Genomic DNA, 19,267 nt, shown 5'->3' on the forward strand with positions numbered 1-19,267 from the left:
CGCGGCATTATTCTGGCCGATACCAAATTCGAATTCGGTACCGATGCCGACGGCAAACTGTATGTGATGGACGAAGTACTGACCCCCGATTCCAGCCGCTATTGGCCGGCCGATCAATACGCGATCGGCACCAGCCCGCCCAGCTACGACAAGCAATTCGTGCGCGATTATCTGGAAACGCTGGACTGGGGCAAAACCGCACCCGGCCCGCGCTTGCCAGCCAGCGTCATCGCCAAAACCCGCGCCAAATATGCCGAGGCATTGCAGAAACTGGCGGGGATTTCGGTCGATTGAAGCGGGCTCAATCGCGCACCACAAACATGTCTGCCGCAGGTAGAAACAAGCGCGGCGCATAGTTCAAATCGCGCCGCGCTGGTTGTGCATCGAACACCAGATCATTCTGCATGCGCTGCAACACGGCCGGCGTGAGTTCACGCGCAATGCCGCGCCAATGGGCAATCGTCAAGATCATGCCAAACAGCGGTGCTGGCAGCAGGTGCAAGCGGGGTGATGGTGACAAGCAGGCCAACACGCGCTGCACCATGTCGCGATACGGCAAGGTTTCGCCGCCGGGCACGTCATAGGCCGCCGAGCCGGTGGCTGTTGCACTTGCCGCCGCCATCGCTGCGAGCGCCACGTCGTCCACATGCACCGGCTGCCGCAGCCCACAAGCGGTACGCGGCAGCAGCAGACGGCCATGCCGCAGCGCCAGTTGCGCCAATTTGCTCAAGTTGGCATCGCGGCCGCTGCCATACACCAGAGTCGGCCGCAGGATGGTCACGGACACATCACGCGCGTTGCCGCTGGCAAACAACAACGCCTCCGCGTCACGCAGGCGGCGGGCGACGTCGCGCTCAGCAGCATCGGCCGAGGTTTGCTTGACATGCACGCTGGTGGACCCGATCGCAACTACCCGCACACAGTGCAGCGTGCTGTGTGCAAACCAATCGGCAAATAGATCCAGCGGGCCACAGCTCACGATCACATCCACCTGCGCGGGCAATGCCGGTGGCTGGGCAAAATCGCCACGTCGCCACGTCAGGCCGGGGGCAGCGGCTTGCGACTGCCGCGACACTGCCTGCACCTGCCAACCGGCCGCGTGTAGCCGCGCCAACAGCGGTATGCCGATCTGGCCGCTGCCGCCGAACACCAGAGCCGTGCGAGAGGGAGATTCCATCGCCACAGGATACCGGCAGCGCAGCTTCGCTAAACTGGGCTCCTTCATTCCCCCCGCAGGCCGCCATGATCTTCCCAGCCAAACCCACTGCGTTGTTGTTGGCCACCGACCTGTCGGCTCGCTCGGATCGTGCGCAAGCACGTGCCATCCAATTGGCGCGTCAGTGGCAGGCCAGCTTGGTGGTAGTGATTGCACATTCCACCGATGGGGAATTCGGCAAGTCCAATGCGTATCACGATGCCGACGCTTCCGCAGATGCACCGGCACCAGAATCGCCGGCCGCGTACATCCAACGATTGGCGCAGCAGACTCTGGCCGATGCTGATGTGCCGCTGATGATTCATGTGGTGGATGAGGCACCCGGGCCTGCCGCCGCGCGTATTGCGCAAGAATATGCGTGCGGGCTGATCGTCACTGGCACCTCGCGCAGCGAAGTGGCGATGCGCATGGATCCAGGCTCGACCCTGCGCTGGTTGGTGCGCCACGCCAAACGGCCGGTGCTAGCTGTGCATGACCGCGTGCAAGCAGCGTATCGCAATGTAACCGTGGCCAGTGATTTTTCCAACCCTGCGACACAGGCACTGCAATTGGCGAATGCCTGGTTTGATAGCGCCAGCTTGCGCACCCTGCTGCATGCGTACGAGATTCCGCTGTCTACATTGGCGCGCAATGATGGCCCACGCGAAACCTCTTTGCAGGCGCTACAAGAGCAAGCCACACAACAGGCCCAAGCGTACTTGCTGCAAACGCTGGGTGAGGCCGCTGCGACGTGGCAGCCCGTCATGCAGGCCGGTGGGCCGGTACGCTTGTTGCGCGAACACGCTCGCAGTACACAGACCCAGTTGACGGTGATCGCCACGCATGGCCGCAGTGCCCTGCGTGACCGCCTGTTGGGCAGCGTGGCCGACCGCCTGCTGGAGACCGTAGGCACCGACCTGCTGGTGGTACCACCGGCCCTGTGAGCCTCAGCCTGCAGCCTTGCGTGGCAACACCCCCCACAGCCACGCACAGCCCAGCAGCGCCGCCAGCACCGATGCGCCCAGCACCCCCAGCACGCTTTCGTTGTAGTGCAGGGGCTGGCCAGCAAATGCCAGGCCGGCAATAAACAGACTCATGGTGAAGCCGATCCCGCACAGCAGGCCCAGCCCCAGCATCGCGCGCAGATCCATGCCCTCCGGGAAGCGGGCAATCTTCAGGGCGCGCAGCAGCAAGGCCGCACCCACAATACCCAGCGGTTTGCCCAGCACCAGCCCCAGTGCAATGCCCAGCGGCAACGGTGCGTGCAGATCTTCTGCAGTGAATTTGCCCAATGCCAAACCCGCATTGACGAAGGCAAACAGCGGCAGGATGACGAAGGCCACCCACGGGTGCAGCGCGTGCTCCAGGGTTTCCAGCGGCGAATATTCAACCGCATCGTCGATGGCATTGGCCTTGTCAACATGCGGAATCATCAAGCCGGTGACGACGCCCGCCAAGGTGGCATGCACGCCCGACTTCAACACCAGAAACCACAGCACCGCGCCCAACACCAGATACGGCGCAAGCCGGGTCACCTTGCGCTGGTTGAGCAACCACATCGCCACCGTCACCAGCGCCGCACCGGCCAACATCGGCCACTGCAATCCTTGCGAATAGAACACGGCGATGATCAGGATCGCGATCAAATCATCGGTCACCGCGATGGTGGAGAGCAGCAGCTTCATCCCCAGCGGCACCCGCGCGCCCAGCAAGGCCAGCACGCCCAGCGCAAAGGCGATATCGGTCGCGGTGGGAACCGCCCAACCGCGCATCGCGCCTGCATCGGCATGATTCAGTGCCGCATACAACAGCGCCGGCAGCGCAACCCCGGCAGCGGCGCACACCACCGGCAGCACTAACTGGCTGCGGCTGGACAGCTGGCCAGACACCACCTCGCGCTTGATTTCCAGCGACACCAGCAGGAAGAACACGGCCATCAGGCCATCGTTGACCCACCACTCCAACAACTGGCTGCCCAAGGCCAGATGCCGGAAGGCTTGATAGGTCTCGGCCAGTGACGAATTGGCGCAAACCAATGCCAACGCCGCCGCGAGCATCAAGACGATACCGGCGGCGGCTTCCAGCCGGAAGAATTCGGTCAACGCGTGCTGGGCACGGGCGAGGATGGGAATGGCTGGCGTCATCGTCGGAAGTATAGAAGGCGTGCCGGCATTCCCCGAGCTGTTGGCCTCAACTGGCAACACGCCGCCGCACAAAATCGTCATGCGGACGACATCCACGGCGATTAGCGTGCCGGGCATCACACCGGGACCATTGCCATGCTGCTCAGCAAGACCGCACTCGCACACAGTACCCTGCAGGCCGGCTCCAACGCCGGGCTGAGCCTGTCGGAACGGCGCATTCTGATCGTCATCGACGGCAAGCGCTCACTCGATGAGGTGGTGGCACTACTTGGCCCGGATATCTTGCCGGCGATAGACCATCTGCGGAAAAACGGCTACCTGCAACAAGCCGGCAACGTTCCGGTCTCTACCCATGCCGCTCCGGCCGGCAATGGCGTGAGTGGCGCACTCACCAGCCTGCTGCGTGCAACCACCGATGCCGTGCAGGCGCGCACCGAACAGATCCGTTCCGGCAACGCACGCCAGCCCGTTCCGATACCTGCGCAGACACATACCGCACCTGCGGCATCTGCCAGCCCCCGGGAACTGCCCGCGCCGCCAAGTTCCACGCGCGGACAACGCCGTTCACTGGTTGCCGCGAAGATGTACATGATTGATATGTTGCAGCTGCAGCGACATCCGGACGCAGTGGAGCACAAGGCGCGTATCCAATTCGCCAGCGATGATGGCGACTTGCTGGATGCAATCCTTTCCAGCTTGTGCACACTGCATCAGCTGACCAGTGCCAGCTATGGCCAGCGGGTTGTCACTCGCTTGGGCGAGTCGCTACCGGAGGCCTTGCTGCCCGCGTTGGCGCAGACGGTGGCGACGCTGCAGCTGCCAGCAGAGTCGGCAGGCAGCGCACCACAGTTGAAGCTGGTCAGCGGCTGAGCGGCTGGCTCAACCCACGAAGTGCTTCTTCAGACCCATCCAGCAGTCGGGGTAATCCAGCTGCCGGTGCACCGCATCCATCGCCTGTGCGGTGGGGCGAATCACCGCACGGGTTTCGAACATGATCGCCATGGTGTCGGTGATGTAGTCAGGCTTGCGGGTATCGGCCACGCTGGCTTTTTCGAAGGTGGCTGCATCCGGGCCGTGCCCGGTCATGCAGTTGTGCAGCGAGCAGCCACCGGGCGCGAAACCATCAGCCTTGGCGTCGTACACGCCGCGCACCAGACCCATGAATTCGCTGGCGATATTGCGATGGAACCACGGCGGGCGGAAGGTGTCCTGCATGGCCAGCACCCGTGGCGCGAAGATCGCGAAATCGACATTGCTGGTGCCGGGAGTATCGCTGGGCGAATGCAGCACCAGGAAGATCGACGGATCGGGGTGGTCGTAGCTGATCGAGCCCATCACGTTGAAGCGGCGCAGGTCATATTTGTACGGCGCGTAATTGCCGTGCCATGCCACCACATCCAGCGGGCTGTGGTCGATATCCGCGCGCCACAGATGCCCTTGGAATTTGGTGATCAGGCTGAAGTTGCCTTCCACATCTTCATACGCCGCATTCGGGGTCAAGAAATCACGCGCATTGGCCAGCCCGTTGCTGCCAATCGGGCCCAGATCAGGCAGCTTGAACAGTGCGCCGAAGTTCTCGCACACATAGCCTGTGGCCTGCCTATCCGGCAAGCTCACACGGAAGCGCACGCCGCGTGGCAGCACCGCAATTTCCTGCGGCTCCACGTCCAGTACGCCCAGCTCGGTTTCGATATGCAAGCGCCCGGATTGCGGCACCAGCATCAACTCGCCATCGGCATTGCAAAACCAGCGGCCGTGCATGTCGGCATTCGCCGCATACAGGTGGATACCCACGCCCACTGCCGCCTCCGGGCTGCCATTGCCGGCCACGGTGTAGAGGCCATCCAGAAAATCCACGCCGGCGGGCGGTGTTGGCAACGGGTTCCAACGCAGCTTTTCCGGGGTCGCCGGGCCGCTGCCGAAATCGTTGTGGAATGCGCCTTGTTCCAGCAATTCAAACTTGCCATGCAGCGCCGCCGGACGAATGCGATACAGCCAACTGCGGCGGTTGGCGTGGCGTGGCGCGGTGAACGCGCTGCCGGTCAGCTGCTCGGCATACAGCCCGTGCGCCACCTGCTGCGGTGAATTGCGGCCAATCGGCAATGCGCCGGGGATGGCTTCGCTGGCAAATTCATTGCCAAACCCGGTTTGGTAGCCGGTGCTTTGAAGGGTCATGGGCTGCAGGCTCCTTACAACACGCCGCGACGCATCTGGTCACGCTCGATGCTTTCAAACAGCGCCTGGAAATTGCCTTCGCCAAAGCCTTCATTGCCCTTGCGCTGGATGATCTCGAAGAAGATCGGGCCCAAGGCATTTTGGGTGAAAATTTGCAGCAGCAGACGCTTTTTGGTTTCCGGGTCGGCGTCGATCAGGATGCTGTTCTTGCGCAGGCGCGGCAGGTCTTCGCCGTGGCCGGGAATGCGCTGATCGACCACATCGAAATAGGTCTCCGGGGTGTCGAGAAATTCGACCCCGGCGGCACGCATTTTCTCTACCGTGGTGTAGATGTCATCGGTGAAACAGGCGATGTGCTGGATACCCTCGCCGTTGTACTGCCCCAGATATTCGTTGATCTGCGATTTGGGGTCGGACGATTCATTCAGCGGAATGCGCACCATGCCATCCGGCGCGGTCATCGCCCGTGACAACAGGCCGGTCTTGGCCCCCTTGATGTCGAAGTAGCGAATTTCGCGGAAGTTGAACAGGCGCTCGTAATAATCCGACCACTTGGCCATGTTGCCCTGGAACAGGTTGTGGGTCAGATGGTCGATGAAGGTCAGGCCAAAGCCCTTGGGCATTTTTTCCGCACCGGGCAGCCATTCGTAATCAGGGTCGTGGATGGTGCCCACGCTGTCGTAGCGGTCTACCAGGTACAACATGCAGCCGCCAATACCCTTGATCACCGGCGCGGCCACCGCCTTGCTCAATTCATCCTTGGCATCGAACGCTTCCGCGCCGTTTTTCAGCGCTTGCACGCGCACCCACTCGGCCAGCTTGTTGAAGCGGATCGCAAAGCCGCAGGCCGATGGCCCGTGCTGCGCGGCAAAACGCGCAGCGAAGGAGTCGGGGTCTTCGTTGATCAAAAAGGTGCAATCGCCTTGGCGATAGGTGTGAATCGGGCGGGTCTTGTGGCGCGCCACCTGGGTGAAGCCCATCTTGCGGAAGTAGTCGTGCAGATAGCCCAATTGATCCTGCGGGGCGGAATATTCGACGAATTCAAACCCATCAATGCCCATCGGGTTTTCAAACGTGGTCGGCTGCATGCCAAGATTGGGGTGTGCACTCATGGTGGTGGTCTCGCCGCTAGGATTCTGCATTCTATAGTTGCAATTGCAACCATCTCAAGTGCCCCTCTCAATCTCACGCCCGATCATGCCCAACCACGCCCAATTGGAACTCCAGAATTTCCTGCCCTATCGCCTCAGTGTGCTGTCCAATCGCACCTCCGACGCGATTGCCCGCGCCTATTCGCAGCGCTTTGCACTGGGCGTGACGGAATGGCGGGTGATGGCGGTGCTGGGCCGCTACCCCGACCTGTCGGCCAATCAGGTGGCGCAGCGCACGGCGATGGACAAGGTCGCGGTCAGCCGCGCGGTGGCCAAATTGCTGGAGTCCGGAAGACTGCTACGTGCTTTTGATGACGATGACCGCCGGCGTTCGGTACTGCGGCTGTCCGAAGCCGGCTATGCGATCTACGACCAGATCGTGCCGCTGGCACTGGGGTTCGAGCGCCAGTTGCTGGGCGATATGGATGCCACCGAACGCACCCTGCTGTTTCGCCTGCTGGATCGGCTGGATGAGCTGGAATTGCGCGCAGAAGGCGAAACTGCGCTGCAGGATCCGTAGCGGTCACCGACCGTACTGCGCTGGATTGTGACCCACGCAAATGCCGCCACCCCCGCTTGCGCGAAGATGGCGGCGATCACCCGGGTTCAGAACTTGTAGTTGAGCATCAGGCTGTAGCTGCGGCCGAAGTTATTGGTGTAGCCGGAGAACGTCATCCAATCATTCGGGTCGAAGAACGGCAGGCGGTTGAACAGGTTTTTGGCCGTCACACCCACCGTCAATTTCTCGCTGGCATGCCAGCTCACGCCCAGATTGGCGGTCCACCACGACGGCGCACCATCGCACTGGCCGGGCGCCACTGCTTCGTAGCTGGCGGTGCAGGACTGCGCGTTGTTGTCTTGCGCGTCGATCTGGTCGTAAGCCCACTTCGTCTTGCCCACAAAGTTGATGTAGAAGCTGGTGTCAAACTGTTTGTAGTTCCAGTCGGTATTGAACGTGGCACGCACGCGTGGGTTGTTGTAATAGCCAATGGCATTGCCATAGGCCCAACCGTCGCCATCGTCGAAGTTGTACATGCTGCGGCGGGCAATCGTGGCCGCCACACCGATGTTCAACCGGCCCCATTCGCCCAGATCAAGGCGGCTGCGTGCATCCACATCAAACCCATCCACCAAGGTGCGGCCTTTGTTCTTGTACTGGCCAATCACGCTGGAGACATTGCCCACGGTATAAGTGGGCAACACCGCCGGGCATGCGACGCCACTACCCGGATCCGCGCACATCGCTGCCAGTGCGGCAAGGTTGGCACGGTCGGCATCGGTGATGGGGAAGCGCGTCTGCGCGATGATTTCCTCCGGCTTGGAATAATCCGGCGCAGCAATTTCATTGCGACGGTAGACGAACCACCAATCGGCCGACACCGACAGCCACTTGGCCGGCTCGAACACGAAGCCCAGCGTGGCAATCTTGGCTTTTTCCGGCTGCAAATCCGGACACGCCATTGCGGCCGGCTTGCACATGGATCACATCGCTGCGCAACACCTCGATGCGCAAGCGGCTGCCGTTGCTGGTGATGATGTCCCAACCCGGCGCGGCAGTGGCGGTCGCGGCGGTGGCACTGAGCATGCGCAGACTACCCAGTGAGGCCGCCGCGAGTGGCGCGGCAAGCAATGCCAACGTGATGGCGAGTGCAGCTGCCAACGCCTGCTTGCGTGGTGATTGGATCGGCATGGAAAACCCCGGAAGACGTATCAATAGCGGTGATTGTCAGCCACCGACGCCGACTTTAGGGCAATGATTTTCGCAATGTCAATAGAAATGAAATAAATATGAAAGATAAATAGCCATATCGAAAGATATGAATTTACTATTGTTTCGCAAACCCCCATTCACGTTTCAATGCATGGCGATAACGACGCATTAAGGACAGTCCGCGACACGCCTCGCCGCACACTGCACGGACGCCCATTCGAAACGTTAAGCTTGCGCTTTGCCTCTACAACTTTCGAGTCTCCGCATGCGCAATACCCGCCAACGCCGCCAACAGATCATGGAACACCTGCTGCAACACGGCAGCGTGCAAGTAAGCGCGCTGGTGGAGCGTCATGGCGTCTCGGCGGTCACCATCCGCGCCGACCTCAACCAGCTGGAAGCGCAGGGCTTGGTGATCCGCAACCACGGCGGTGCCAACCTGCTGCGCACACCGCCGCAAGAGCACGGCATCCACGAGAAAGACAGCCTCAATCTGCCGCTGAAGGACGCCATTGGTGCTAGCGCCACTGCACTGGTCAAGCCTGGCGACAACATCATCCTGGACTCCGGTTCGACCACCATGATGCTGGCCCGCCACCTGCGCAACCAGCGCGATGTAACGGTGATGACCAATGGCCTGAACATCGCGTGGGAGCTGGCCGGCGCACAAGGCATCACCCTGCGCCTCACTGGCGGCTTGTTGCATCAGCCCTCGCTCTCGCTGCATGGCATGCAGGCCGAAGCCAGCTTGCAAAGCTTCAGTTTCGATACCCTGTTTTTGGGCGTGGATGGGCTGGATCTGCAGTTTGGTGCGACCACCCACCATGAGGCCGAAGCCCTGCTCAATCACCGCATGGTGGAGCGCGCCCGCAAAATCGTGGTACTGACCGACTCCAGCAAGTTCGGCAAGGTCAGCCTGCACCGCATCGCCAAGCTTGATGCCATTCACTGCGTGATTACCGATAGCGGCATCGGCATGGACTATCACGATGGCCTGCGCGCATTGGGGATTGAGGTCATCATCGCCGCCTGACCGTTGCGCCTTTGCAATGCAAAACGGCGGCCCGAAGGCCGCCGTTTGCGTGTGCCCTGCCGGACAAGACTTACTTCACGCCGTGCATCCAGCGCTGGATCAGCGGCGCTATCAGGAACAACAACGCGCCAGCGCCGACCAAGGCATAGAAGCCGAAGGTATAGCCGGCGTGTGCGGAGGCCACTGACATGCCGCCTTCGCCGCTGACGATCCCGGCAAAAATGCCGGCCAGGTTATTGCCAATGGCAATCGACAGGAACCAGCAACCCATCGCCATGCCCGCCAACCGTGCGGGGGCCAGCTTGGTGGTCATCGACAACCCAATCGGCGACAGGCACAGCTCACCCACCGACTGGATCACATAGACCATGAACAAGGTCCAGAACGGGATCTTGCCGCTGCCATCCACCATGCTCTTCAGCGCCACCATCAGCAACAAGAACGCCAACCCGTTGAAGATCAGGCCCAGGCCAAACTTGCGCGGGATGATCGGATTGTTCTTGCCCATCTTCACCCACAACCACGCCAGGATCGGGGCCAGCACGATGATCGCCACCGAGTTCACCGACTGGAACCACGACACCGGGAAATCATGGGTACCCGCCAACGCCTGGAACAGCCCTTGCATGCCGATGTCGCGGTTGACGATCTTCTCGGCAAGGAAGTTGAATGAACTGCCGGCTTGCTCGAAGAAACACCAGAACAACACGTTGAAGGTGAAGATGATCAACATCGCCACCACCTTGTCACGTGCCACCGCGCCTTCCACCACGCCTTCACGCAGCAGCATGACCGCCGGAATGATGAACAGGGCCATCAAAATGCCTTGCAGCAGGGTGGCATCAATGGTCAACAACGCATAGAACAGCGGGATGCCGATCACCACGCCGAACAGCAAGACCAAGCTGACATTGCGCATGCCGGTTTGATGGGCTGCCGGCAAGCCAATGCCCTTGAGCTGAGCGCGGCCAAACCAGAACCACACCAAGCTCAGCAACATGCCGATCCCTGCGGCAATGAACACCACCTTGTAGGCCGGCATGCCGTCGATGCCAAACAATTTCTTGGCCAAATACTGGGTGATCAACGGTGCCAGCAGTGCGCCGATGTTGATGCCCATGTAAAAGATGGTGAAGCCGGAATCACGGCGCTCATCGCTGGTGGCATACAGCTTGCCCACCATGGTGGAGATGATCGGCTTGAACAGGCCGTTGCCCACGATAATGGTGGCCAGCCCCAGCTTGAACATGGTCTCGGTGGGTGATGCCAGCAAGAACAAGCCCGCCGACATCACGATGGCGCCCAATAAAATGGAACGCTGGAAGCCGATCAACTTGTCGGCCACATAGCCGCCGAAGATCGCACCGGCATACACCAGCGCCAGATACGCGCCGTACAACTCGCTGGCGGGTTTTTCGCCACTGGCGTCGCCACCGTGGAACTGCGCGACGATGTACAGCACCATCGCCCAGCGGATGCCGTAGAACGCAAAGCGCTCCCAGAACTCCGACATGAACAACATCCACAACGGGCGTGGATGCCCCATGAGTTGCGGGAATTCCGGTGGATTCACCGGTGTGATTGCAGCGGCTCCGCTCATGCGGGCTCCCCCATCTGGTTAGGCGTTGAAAGGATGTCGAACCGGGCCAACGCAGGGCGCGGAACCGGGCGAGGATGGCCGACCCGGCAGCGTTACGTCAAACCTTGCGCATTCAGGATTTGGATGCTGCGATGCAGCAAACGATCACTCCCCGGCTGCGACCACTCTGTGCGGCCAAGGGCCGCTCGCGCGGGATATGGCCGCGGGCTCTGGTGGGAGCGCGCCTTGCGCGACAAACTTGGCATCACCGTCGCGCTCAAGTCCGGCCCACACGCCACGCTTCTTAACTACCCGGGCTGCCGCGATCCGGTCCAATCGAGGTGCGCACTTCGAATAGCTCCGGGAAAAACGTCAACTCCAGCGCACGTTTGAGAAAGGACACCCCACTGGATCCGCCAGTGCCGGGTTTGAAGCCAATGATGCGCTGCACCGTGCGCATGTGGCGGAAACGCCAAAGCTGAAACTGGCTTTCCAGATCCACCAGATCCTCGCACAACTGATACTCGCGCCAATAACGATCGGTATCTTCGTAAATTCGCTCGAATACCGGCAACAGCTCGGCATCTTGCACATGCGGCAAGCTCCAGTCGCGCTGCAGATTAGCCGCAGGCACCGAATGCCCCCAACGCGCCAGGTAACGCAAAAATTCGTCATACAAACTTGGGGCCTGCAACACGCACTGCAATGCGGATTGGCCCTGCGGGTCATGCGCAAACACCTTGAGCATTGCCGCATTCTTGTTACCCAACAAGAATTCCACGGTGCGATATTGCAGGGACTGGAATCCGGATGACGGCCCCAGCACATCGCGGAACTGCATGTATTCCGAGGGCGTCAACGTTTCCAACACGGTCCATTGCGCGGTCAATTGCTCCAACACCCGCTTGCAACGCGCGACTACCTTGCCGAACTGCCCCACTCGGTCATTGCGCAGGTGCGCAACCGCCGCACTCAGCTCGTGGATCAGCAACTTCAGCCACAGCTCGGAGGTTTGGTGCTGGATGATGAACAGCATCTCGTCATGATGCGGCGGGCTGGATAGCGGCTGCTGCGCGATCAACAACTGATCCAGGCGCAAGTATCCGGCATAGGTCAACCGTCCATGCAGATCGGTATGAATGCCGGCCTCTAGGTCACGCTGGTTATTTTCACTGGTCATGTTGGAATTGTGGCATGCCTGGCCGGGTCATCTTGCACTGCGTCACGCAACTGCCATGCAGATGCGGCAAAATCGCACGGGTGCGAACCGACTATTTGGTTTGCTGACCATTTCCGGGAAATCACATGATCAATCTTCCACTGCAGCGCTTGGCGCTGGCAGCGATGGTGTTCTGTTCACCACTGGCGGCGCATGCCCAAGTCAGCCTAAGCGGCGGCAGTTACATCCAGAATTTCGACACCTTGGCCAATACCAGCACCAGTTCAACACTACCGGTGGGCTGGTTGATGAATGAGACGGGTGCCAGCGCCAATGGCACCTACACTGCCGGCACCGGCTCCAGCAATACCGGCGACACCTACAGCTTTGGCGCTGCCGGCAGCAGCGAGCGCGCATTGGGCAGCTTGCGCAGCGGCAATCTTGTGCCCTCGTTCGGAGCCTGCTTTGTCAACAATACCGCCAGCGCATTGGGCAGCTTCGATGTGGCCTACACCGGCGAGCAGTGGCGTCTGGGCACCGCTGCCCGCAGCGATCGCCTGGACTTTCAGTACAGTCTCAATGCCACCTCACTGACCACCGGCACCTGGGTGGATGTGGATGGGCTGGATTTCAGCACCCCCACCACCACCACCACCGGAGCCAAGGACGGCAATGCCGCTGGCAACCGTCAGGACCTGGCCGCCACCATCAGCAGCGTGTCGATCCCCATCGGCAGCACCTTCTGCTTGCGTTGGCTGGATGCCGATGCCACCGGGGCCGATGACGGCTTGGCCATCGACGATTTTTCGATCACCGTGGGCGGTGCTGCACTGCCCCAGCTCTCGATCAACAACGTCACCCAACTTGAAGGCGATAACGGCAGCACCCTATTCACGTTCACCATTGCCCTGAGTGCCCCGGCACCCGCCGGCGGTGTCAAGGTCAATTACGCCACCAGCAGCGACTCAGCCACGTCGGGGGTGGATTTCCTCGCCGCATCGGGTACCGCCAGCATCCCCGCCGGCCAGACCAGCACCACCGTCAGTGTGAGCGTACTGGGCGATACCGATCTGGAGATCAACGAAACCTTCCTGGTCACCCTCAGCAATCCGGTCGCTGCCAATATCGCATCGGGCGCGGGTGTAGGCACCGGCACGATTACCAATGACGACATCGTCATTACCTCGATCGGCGCGATCCAAGGCAGCGGTGAGCTCTCGCCGTTCAATGGCCAGTTGAAGATGACCGAGGGCGTGGTCACCGGCAAACGCGGCAATGGCTTCTTCCTGCAGTCCTTTGGCAGCGGCACAGCCGCCGCCGATGGCGATGCTGCAACCTCGGACGGCATTTTCGTATTCACCGCCGCCGCCCCCAATATGGTGGCAGTGGGTGACCATGCGCGCGTGGTGGGCACGGTGGATGAATTTGCTGGCAGCAGCGCCACCCCGACCACCGAGTTGGTCTCGCCCGGTGTGGCGGTACTGGCACACGGCATAGCCCTGCCCACGCCAGTGGAATTAACCGCCACACTGGCCGGCCCCGGCAGCGAGCCGGCAACCATGGAACGTCTGGAAGGCATGCTGGTCAGCGTGGCACAGGGCGTGGTCACCGCGCAGACCGATGGCAACATCAACGAACCCAATGCCACGTCAAGTGACAGCAATACGGCGTTTGAATTCGTGATTGCAGGCGTGCCGCGGCCGATGCGCGAACCGGGCCTGAGCATCCTCGACCCGTTCCCGGTACCGCCAGCCATACAGGCCACCCTGCCGTACTTCGACGCCAACCAGGAACGCATCAAGGCGTTTCCGTTGCAAGGCACCCGCCTGGTCGCCGATGCCGGCGCACCAGTAAGCAACTTGGTGGGCGTGCTGACGTACTACGGCGACTCGTGGGAGTTGCTGTATGACGTGGCCAACCCACCGGTCATCGGTGCCGCCAGCGCCAGTGCCGTCAGCGATGCCGGCGCTAACGACATCACCGTGGCCGGCTTCAATCTGGAGCGGTTCTTCGACAACATCAATGACCCAGCCATTGGCGAGCCAGTGCTCACCAATACCGCTTTCGCCAATCGTTTGGCCAAGACCGGCGCCGCGATCTGTGATTGGGTGAAATCGCCCGACATTCTCGGCGTGGTGGAAGTGGAGAACATCGGCACCCTGACCTCGCTTGCCAACTACATCAACAGCAATTGCGCACGCACACCGCAATACGTGCCGTATCTGCAAGAAGGCAACGACGTGGGCGGGATTGATGTCGGGTTTCTGATCAGCAGCCGCGCTGTGCGCACCGGCGTGTCGCGGGTGGAGGTCACTTCGGTGACCCAAGTGGGCAAGGACACCCGCTACGGCACCTCGCCACTGGGCTGTACTCCGAATGCGCCTGGCTGCACCTCGTCACTGCTGAATGATCGCCCTTCGCTGGTACTGCGCGCCGCAGTCAATTTCACCGACGGCCGTCACTATCCATTGACGGTGATTGCCAATCATCTGCGCTCGCTCAATGGCAACGATGATCCGGTCGATAGCCGCGTGCGTTACAAGCGTGCCGAACAGGCAATGTTCCTGGCCAATGTGGTGAACGATATGCAAATCGCCAACCCGGTCGAGAAAATCGTGCTGGTGGGTGACTTCAACGCGTTCCCGTTCAACGATGGCTATGTGGATTCGATGGGCATCATTTCTGGTCACGCGGCACCGGAAAATGCGGTCATCGAATATCGTGCCAGCCCCGTCGCCACACCGTTGGTGTTGGGTGATGCACTCACCGCGGATCCGATGCAGCGTTATTCCTATGTGTTTGGTGGCAATGCACAAACCCTGGACCATGCGGTGGTCAACCAGGCGCTGCTCAACGACCCGGCTCTGACTGGCCTGAGCGTGGAACACGCGCGCATCAACAGCAACTTCCGCGTGGCCCATTACGGCGAATTCAACCCGCCCTACACCGCTGCCAATCCGCCGCTGCGCGTCTCCGACCATGATCCCGTGCGTCTGAGCATTGGGGTGGTGCGCCCGGCCAGCGCGGATCTCGCGCAATCGTGGACAGTGCGGCAAATGAGCCTGCAGGGCGCATTCACCACGCTGACGCTACGCAACAGTGGCAGCAGTGATCTGAATGGCGTGCAGGTGTGGGTGGACATGGAGATCCCCGTGCCCTCCGTAGGCGGCGTGGCCGGTGGTGCTGGCTGGGCCTGCGAGCGCATGAGCGTGAGCAGTTTCGTCTGCACATCCACCACGGTTGTGCGGGCCGGTTCCACCCATACCTTCAACGTCACCGTGAAGCCTCAGCGTAGTTTCAAACCCACCGATGTGCTGCGCTTCAGCGCCAGGTCCAGTGTGCTCACCGACCCCATTTCGGGCGACAACACGTCGGTTCTCACGCTTCCCTGAGCCAATCAACAACAGGGTTTCAGACAAAACGCAGCTTCGGCTGCGTTTTGTTTTATTGCGCCGCGCAACGGTTTGTTAGCAGCTCGCCGGTATCATAGAGCGATTGCTCCAACGCGAAGGCCCCCATGAGCACCGCTGCCCATTTTGATATCGAATACCTGCAATACCTCAAACCCGACGGCAGTCTTGCCGGCCCATTGCCACCAGCCGTCCCCGACGCCGCATCGCTGCTGCCGATCTTCAAGCAGATGCTGTTTCTGCGCACCTTCGATGGCAAGGCCATTGCGCTGCAACGCACCGGCAAGTTGGGCACCTATGCCGCCAGCCTTGGCCATGAGGCTACCCACGTCGGCATCGGCTACTCGATGCAGCCGGAGGATGTGCTGGCGCCCAGCTACCGCGAATACGGCGCGCAGTTCGCGCGCGGCGTGCTGCCGCGGCAGGTGTTGCTGTACTGGGGTGGCGACGAACGCGGCAACCTGCTCACTGGCGGGCCCGCCCACGATTACCCGTGGTGCGTACCGATTTCCACGCAAATGCTGATGGCGTCGGGCGCGGCACTGTCGTTCAAACTGCGCAAGCAAACCAAAGTCGCGGTGGCGGTGTGCGGTGACGGTGGCTCATCCAAAACCGACTTCTATGCCGCGGTGAATTCGGCCGGTGCGTTCCATCTGCCACTGATCCTCTGCGTGGTCAACAACGGCTGGGCGATCAGCGTGCCACGCAAGGCACAGACCGGTGCCGATACCTTGGCGCAAAAAGGTATCGCCGGTGGCCTGCACTGCTTGCAAGTGGACGGCAACGACATCATCGCGGTGCTGGAAGGCCTGCGCCGCGCGCACGAACGTGCCCGCAATGGCGAAGGCGGCAGCGTGATCGAATTCATCACCTATCGCCTGCATGACCACACCACCGCCGACGATGCGCGCCGCTATCGCGATGACGCCGAAGTCAAAGCCGCGTGGGAGAAAGAACCGTTCCTGCGCCTGCGCAAATACCTGACCGATGCCGGGCTATGGGACGACGCGCAAGAGAAGGCATGGATCGAAGACAGCGGCAAGCGCGTGGACGAAGAAATCAACGCGTATTTGAATACGCCCGTGCAACCGGTGGAAGCGATGTTTGATTACTTGTATGCGGAGTTGCCCAGTGAGCTGATCACGCAGCGCACCGAAGCGATGGCACGGGAGCACCGGGCATGAGCGCACAACCCATCACCTTGATCGAGGCCATCACCCAAGCCCTGGCGTATGAACTGCGCAAGGACGACGCTGTGGTTGTGCTGGGCGAAGACGTGGGCGTCAACGGCGGCGTGTTCCGCGCCACCGCCGGCCTGTCCGCGCAGTTTGGCCCCGAACGCATCCTGGATACGCCGCTGGACGAAACCACGATTGCCGGCCTGACCGTGGGCATGGCCAGCCAAGGCATGAAGCCGGTGGCCGAAGCGCAGTTCGACGGTTTCATGTACCCGATGGTGGATTTCATCATCTGCCACGCCGCCCGCATGCGCTACCGCACGCGTGGCCGCTTGACCTGCCCGATGGTGCTGCGGGTACCGTGGGGCGGTGGCATTCGCGCACCCGAACACCACAGTGAGGCCAACGAATCCATCTTCACCAATGTGCCGGGCCTGCGCGTGGTGATGCCGTCCAGCCCGCAGCGTGCCTATGGCCTGCTGCTGGCGGCGATCCGCGACCCGGATCCGGTGATCTACATGGAGCCCAAACGCATCTATCGCCAGTACAAGGAACTGGTGCCGGATGACGGCGAAGCCTTGCCGCTGGATGTCTGCTACGTGCTGCGCGATGGCAGTGACATCACCTTGGTGACTTGGGGCGCGCAGGTGAAAGAAACCCTGGAAGCGGCGGATGCCTTGGCCAAAGACGGCATCAGCGCGGAAGTGATCGACGTGGCCACGCTGACCCCGCTGGATTTCGCCACGATTGCCGAATCGGTGGCCAAGACCGGCCGCTGCGTGATCGTGCACGAGGCCGCCAAAACCGCCGGCTTCGGCGCCGAGATCGCCGCCCGCGTGGCCGAGGAATGCCTGTTCGACCTGCTGGCTCCGGTGGAACGTGTGACGGGCTACGACACCCATATCCCGCTGTTCCGCCTGGAAATGAAGTACCTGCCCAGCACCGACAAAATCGTGGCCGCCGCCAAGCGCGCCATGGCCTATTCGTAAGGACCGTTCATGAGCAAGAAATTTTTTCTCCCCGACCTTGGCGAAGGCTTGCCGGATGCCACCATTGTCGAGTGGCACGTCAACGTAGGCGATGTGATTCGTCTGGACGAGAATCTGGTGTCGATGGAAACCGCCAAAGCAGTGGTGGATGTGCCCTCGCCGGTGTCTGGCAAGGTGCTCAAGCTGGCCGGTGCAGCCGGCGATGTCATCGTCACCGGTCATTGGCTGGCCGAGTTCGAACTCGACATGAGCATGCCGCAGCGCGCGGAAGGCCAGGACACTGGCCATCATCACGGCGGCGCAGCGCATGCAGAACCCGAACCGGCAGCCCCTGCGCCGGCGGCCAAATCCGAGCCCGCCGATGCCGGCACCGTGGTCGGTGCCATGCAGGTGGGCAACGCGGTTGTCGCCGAGGCAGCGCTGGCGGTGGGCGGGGTAAAAGCCGTGCCCGCCGTGCGTGCCACCGCGCGCAAGCTGGGCGTGGATTTGGCACGCGTGCGCGCCACCGGACCAGATGGCACCGTCACCATGCAGGATGTGAAGCAGGCAGCGGCCAATCCGGCCTTGCTGGCGACGGCGGCGGCACCCGCGGCCACACATGCCACGGTGGCCCCCGTCGTTGCGGCGGCGTCCGCTGCACCTGCGTCGCGCAGCACGCTGTCGCAATCGGGCAAACCGATGCGCACCCAGCCGCCGGGCGTGGCGGCATCGGGGCAACCCGAACAACTCAAGGGCGTGCGCCGCAACATGGCGCGGGTGATGGCCGATGCGCATGCCAAGGTGGTGCCCACCACCCTGGTGGATGATGCCGACCTGCACGCGTGGATTGGCAAGCAGGACATCACCGCACGCTTGATTCGCGCGATCGTCACCGCCTGCAAAACCGTGCCGGCACTGAATGCCTGGTTCGATGGCGACAACCTCAGCCGCACCCTGCACCCGCAAGTGGATATCGGCATCGCGGTGGACACCGACGATGGCCTGTTCGTGCCGGCGCTACGCAATGCCGACATGCTGGATGCACGCGGCATTCGCGAAGGCATCAACCGCCTGCGCACGCAAGTGGAAGCGCGCACGATTCCGGCCTCGGAACTGTCCGGCTACACCATTTCGCTGTCCAACTTCGGCATGTTCGCTGGCCGTTATGCAACGCCGGTCGTGGTGCCACCGTGCGTGGCCATCGTCGGTGCCGGCAAGCTGTGCCATGACGTGGTGGCGGTGATCGGCGGGATTGAAGTACACCGTCGCATGCCGATCAGCCTGACCTTCGACCATCGCGCCTGCACCGGCGGCGAAGCGGCGCGCTTTCTGAAGGCGTTGCTGGATGACCTGGGGTTGCCGCAGTAAAGCCCCCCGCAAGCCCCCCTCTCCCGCAAGCCGGAGAGGGGTTGGCTTACCCCTTCTGCCCCTCCAGCGCCGCCGCCACAAACGCCTCCAATGCGGCGTTGACTTCATCACTGCTCACGCCCTCACCCAGCATGAAATCGGCCACATCGGCATCCAGCGTGCCGCTTTTGATCGATGCAATCCGCTGCCCGGCATC

The 19,267-nt window shown here is 61.7% G+C and carries 17 protein-coding genes; 10 read left to right on the forward strand and 7 right to left on the reverse strand.

Translation table 11 applies throughout. The features are described from left to right. A partial coding sequence (locus tag QWB57_RS11390; protein ID WP_288969623.1) for a phosphoribosylaminoimidazolesuccinocarboxamide synthase occupies window positions 1-294 on the forward strand: 294 nt, incomplete at its 5' end. Window positions 295-301: 7 nt separating this feature from the next. Here the strand turns inward: QWB57_RS11390 and QWB57_RS11395 are convergent. Continuing rightward, window positions 302-1,177 carry a nucleoside-diphosphate sugar epimerase gene (locus QWB57_RS11395; RefSeq protein ID WP_223629428.1) on the reverse strand — a complete coding sequence of 292 codons (876 nt, stop codon included), beginning with the start codon at window positions 1,175-1,177 and terminating at the stop codon, window positions 302-304. Between the two features lie 65 nt (window positions 1,178-1,242). On the opposite strand from QWB57_RS11395, the gene QWB57_RS11400 reads away from it, so the two are divergent. Further along, window positions 1,243-2,139: a universal stress protein gene (locus QWB57_RS11400; RefSeq protein ID WP_288969624.1), complete on the forward strand. Its 897-nt coding sequence runs from the start codon at window positions 1,243-1,245 to the stop codon at window positions 2,137-2,139. 3 nt (window positions 2,140-2,142) lie between these two features. Here QWB57_RS11400 and nhaA read toward each other — a convergent pair whose 3' ends face one another. Then, a complete protein-coding gene (nhaA, locus tag QWB57_RS11405) occupies window positions 2,143-3,420 on the reverse strand; it encodes a Na+/H+ antiporter NhaA (RefSeq protein ID WP_288969626.1) in 1,278 nt (425 codons plus the stop codon). Window positions 3,421-3,474: 54 nt separating this feature from the next. Between nhaA and QWB57_RS11410 the strand changes: the two genes are divergently transcribed. Continuing rightward, window positions 3,475-4,209, forward strand: coding sequence for a hypothetical protein (locus QWB57_RS11410; RefSeq protein WP_223629425.1), 735 nt, complete (start codon window positions 3,475-3,477; stop codon window positions 4,207-4,209). A 9-nt stretch (window positions 4,210-4,218) separates the two neighbouring features. On the opposite strand, the gene hmgA is transcribed toward QWB57_RS11410, so the two are convergent. Together hmgA and hppD are read right to left on the reverse strand one after the other, a co-directional pair. Then, window positions 4,219-5,514 (reverse strand): homogentisate 1,2-dioxygenase, encoded by a 1,296-nt coding sequence (gene hmgA / locus QWB57_RS11415; protein ID WP_288969628.1) that lies wholly within the window; start codon window positions 5,512-5,514, stop codon window positions 4,219-4,221. A 14-nt stretch (window positions 5,515-5,528) separates the two neighbouring features. Continuing rightward, a complete protein-coding gene (gene hppD / locus QWB57_RS11420; RefSeq protein WP_223629458.1) occupies window positions 5,529-6,626 on the reverse strand; it encodes a 4-hydroxyphenylpyruvate dioxygenase in 1,098 nt (365 codons plus the stop codon). Window positions 6,627-6,711: 85 nt separating this feature from the next. Here hppD and QWB57_RS11425 point away from each other — a divergent pair, with 85 nt between their 5' ends. Beyond that, window positions 6,712-7,185, forward strand: coding sequence for a MarR family winged helix-turn-helix transcriptional regulator (locus QWB57_RS11425; RefSeq protein ID WP_223629423.1), 474 nt, complete (start codon window positions 6,712-6,714; stop codon window positions 7,183-7,185). Between the two features lie 86 nt (window positions 7,186-7,271). Here the strand turns inward: QWB57_RS11425 and QWB57_RS11430 are convergent, their stop codons facing one another. Beyond that, window positions 7,272-8,144, reverse strand: a complete 873-nt coding sequence (locus QWB57_RS11430; protein WP_288969630.1) for a TonB-dependent receptor — start codon at window positions 8,142-8,144, stop codon at window positions 7,272-7,274. A 26-nt stretch (window positions 8,145-8,170) separates the two neighbouring features. Between QWB57_RS11430 and QWB57_RS11435 the strand changes: the two genes are divergently transcribed. Next, window positions 8,171-8,422 carry a hypothetical protein gene (locus QWB57_RS11435; protein ID WP_288969632.1) on the forward strand — a complete coding sequence of 84 codons (252 nt, stop codon included), beginning with the start codon at window positions 8,171-8,173 and terminating at the stop codon, window positions 8,420-8,422. A 219-nt stretch (window positions 8,423-8,641) separates the two neighbouring features. Continuing rightward, the gene (locus QWB57_RS11440) at window positions 8,642-9,409 is read left to right on the forward strand and encodes a DeoR family transcriptional regulator (protein WP_288969634.1); all 768 of its coding nucleotides are present in this window, start codon (window positions 8,642-8,644) and stop codon (window positions 9,407-9,409) included. A gap of 70 nt (window positions 9,410-9,479) precedes the next feature. On the opposite strand, the gene QWB57_RS11445 is transcribed toward QWB57_RS11440, so the two are convergent. After that, a complete protein-coding gene (locus QWB57_RS11445; RefSeq protein ID WP_223629420.1) occupies window positions 9,480-11,009 on the reverse strand; it encodes an oligopeptide:H+ symporter in 1,530 nt (509 codons plus the stop codon). 283 nt (window positions 11,010-11,292) lie between these two features. Then, window positions 11,293-12,168 (reverse strand): tryptophan 2,3-dioxygenase family protein, encoded by an 876-nt coding sequence (locus QWB57_RS11450; RefSeq protein WP_288969635.1) that lies wholly within the window; start codon window positions 12,166-12,168, stop codon window positions 11,293-11,295. 125 nt (window positions 12,169-12,293) lie between these two features. Between QWB57_RS11450 and QWB57_RS11455 the strand changes: the two genes are divergently transcribed. The 4 genes from QWB57_RS11455 (at window position 12,294) to QWB57_RS11470 (ending at window position 19,071) form a co-directional block, all read left to right on the forward strand. Continuing rightward, a complete protein-coding gene (locus QWB57_RS11455) occupies window positions 12,294-15,539 on the forward strand; it encodes a Calx-beta domain-containing protein (RefSeq protein WP_288969636.1) in 3,246 nt (1,081 codons plus the stop codon). 125 nt (window positions 15,540-15,664) lie between these two features. Further along, a complete protein-coding gene (locus QWB57_RS11460; protein ID WP_288969638.1) occupies window positions 15,665-16,741 on the forward strand; it encodes a thiamine pyrophosphate-dependent dehydrogenase E1 component subunit alpha in 1,077 nt (358 codons plus the stop codon). Beyond that, window positions 16,738-17,724, forward strand: a complete 987-nt coding sequence (locus QWB57_RS11465; RefSeq protein ID WP_288969639.1) for an alpha-ketoacid dehydrogenase subunit beta — start codon at window positions 16,738-16,740, stop codon at window positions 17,722-17,724. Before QWB57_RS11460 ends, QWB57_RS11465 begins: the two co-directional genes overlap by 4 nt. Window positions 17,725-17,733: 9 nt before the next feature. Then, window positions 17,734-19,071 (forward strand): dihydrolipoamide acetyltransferase family protein, encoded by a 1,338-nt coding sequence (locus tag QWB57_RS11470; RefSeq protein ID WP_223629415.1) that lies wholly within the window; start codon window positions 17,734-17,736, stop codon window positions 19,069-19,071. Window positions 19,072-19,267: the final 196 nt, after the last annotated feature.

The sequence above is a fragment of the uncultured Thermomonas sp. genome (genome assembly GCF_937872235.1).
In the GTDB taxonomy this organism is placed as follows: Bacteria; Pseudomonadota; Gammaproteobacteria; order Xanthomonadales; family Xanthomonadaceae; genus Thermomonas; species Thermomonas beijingensis.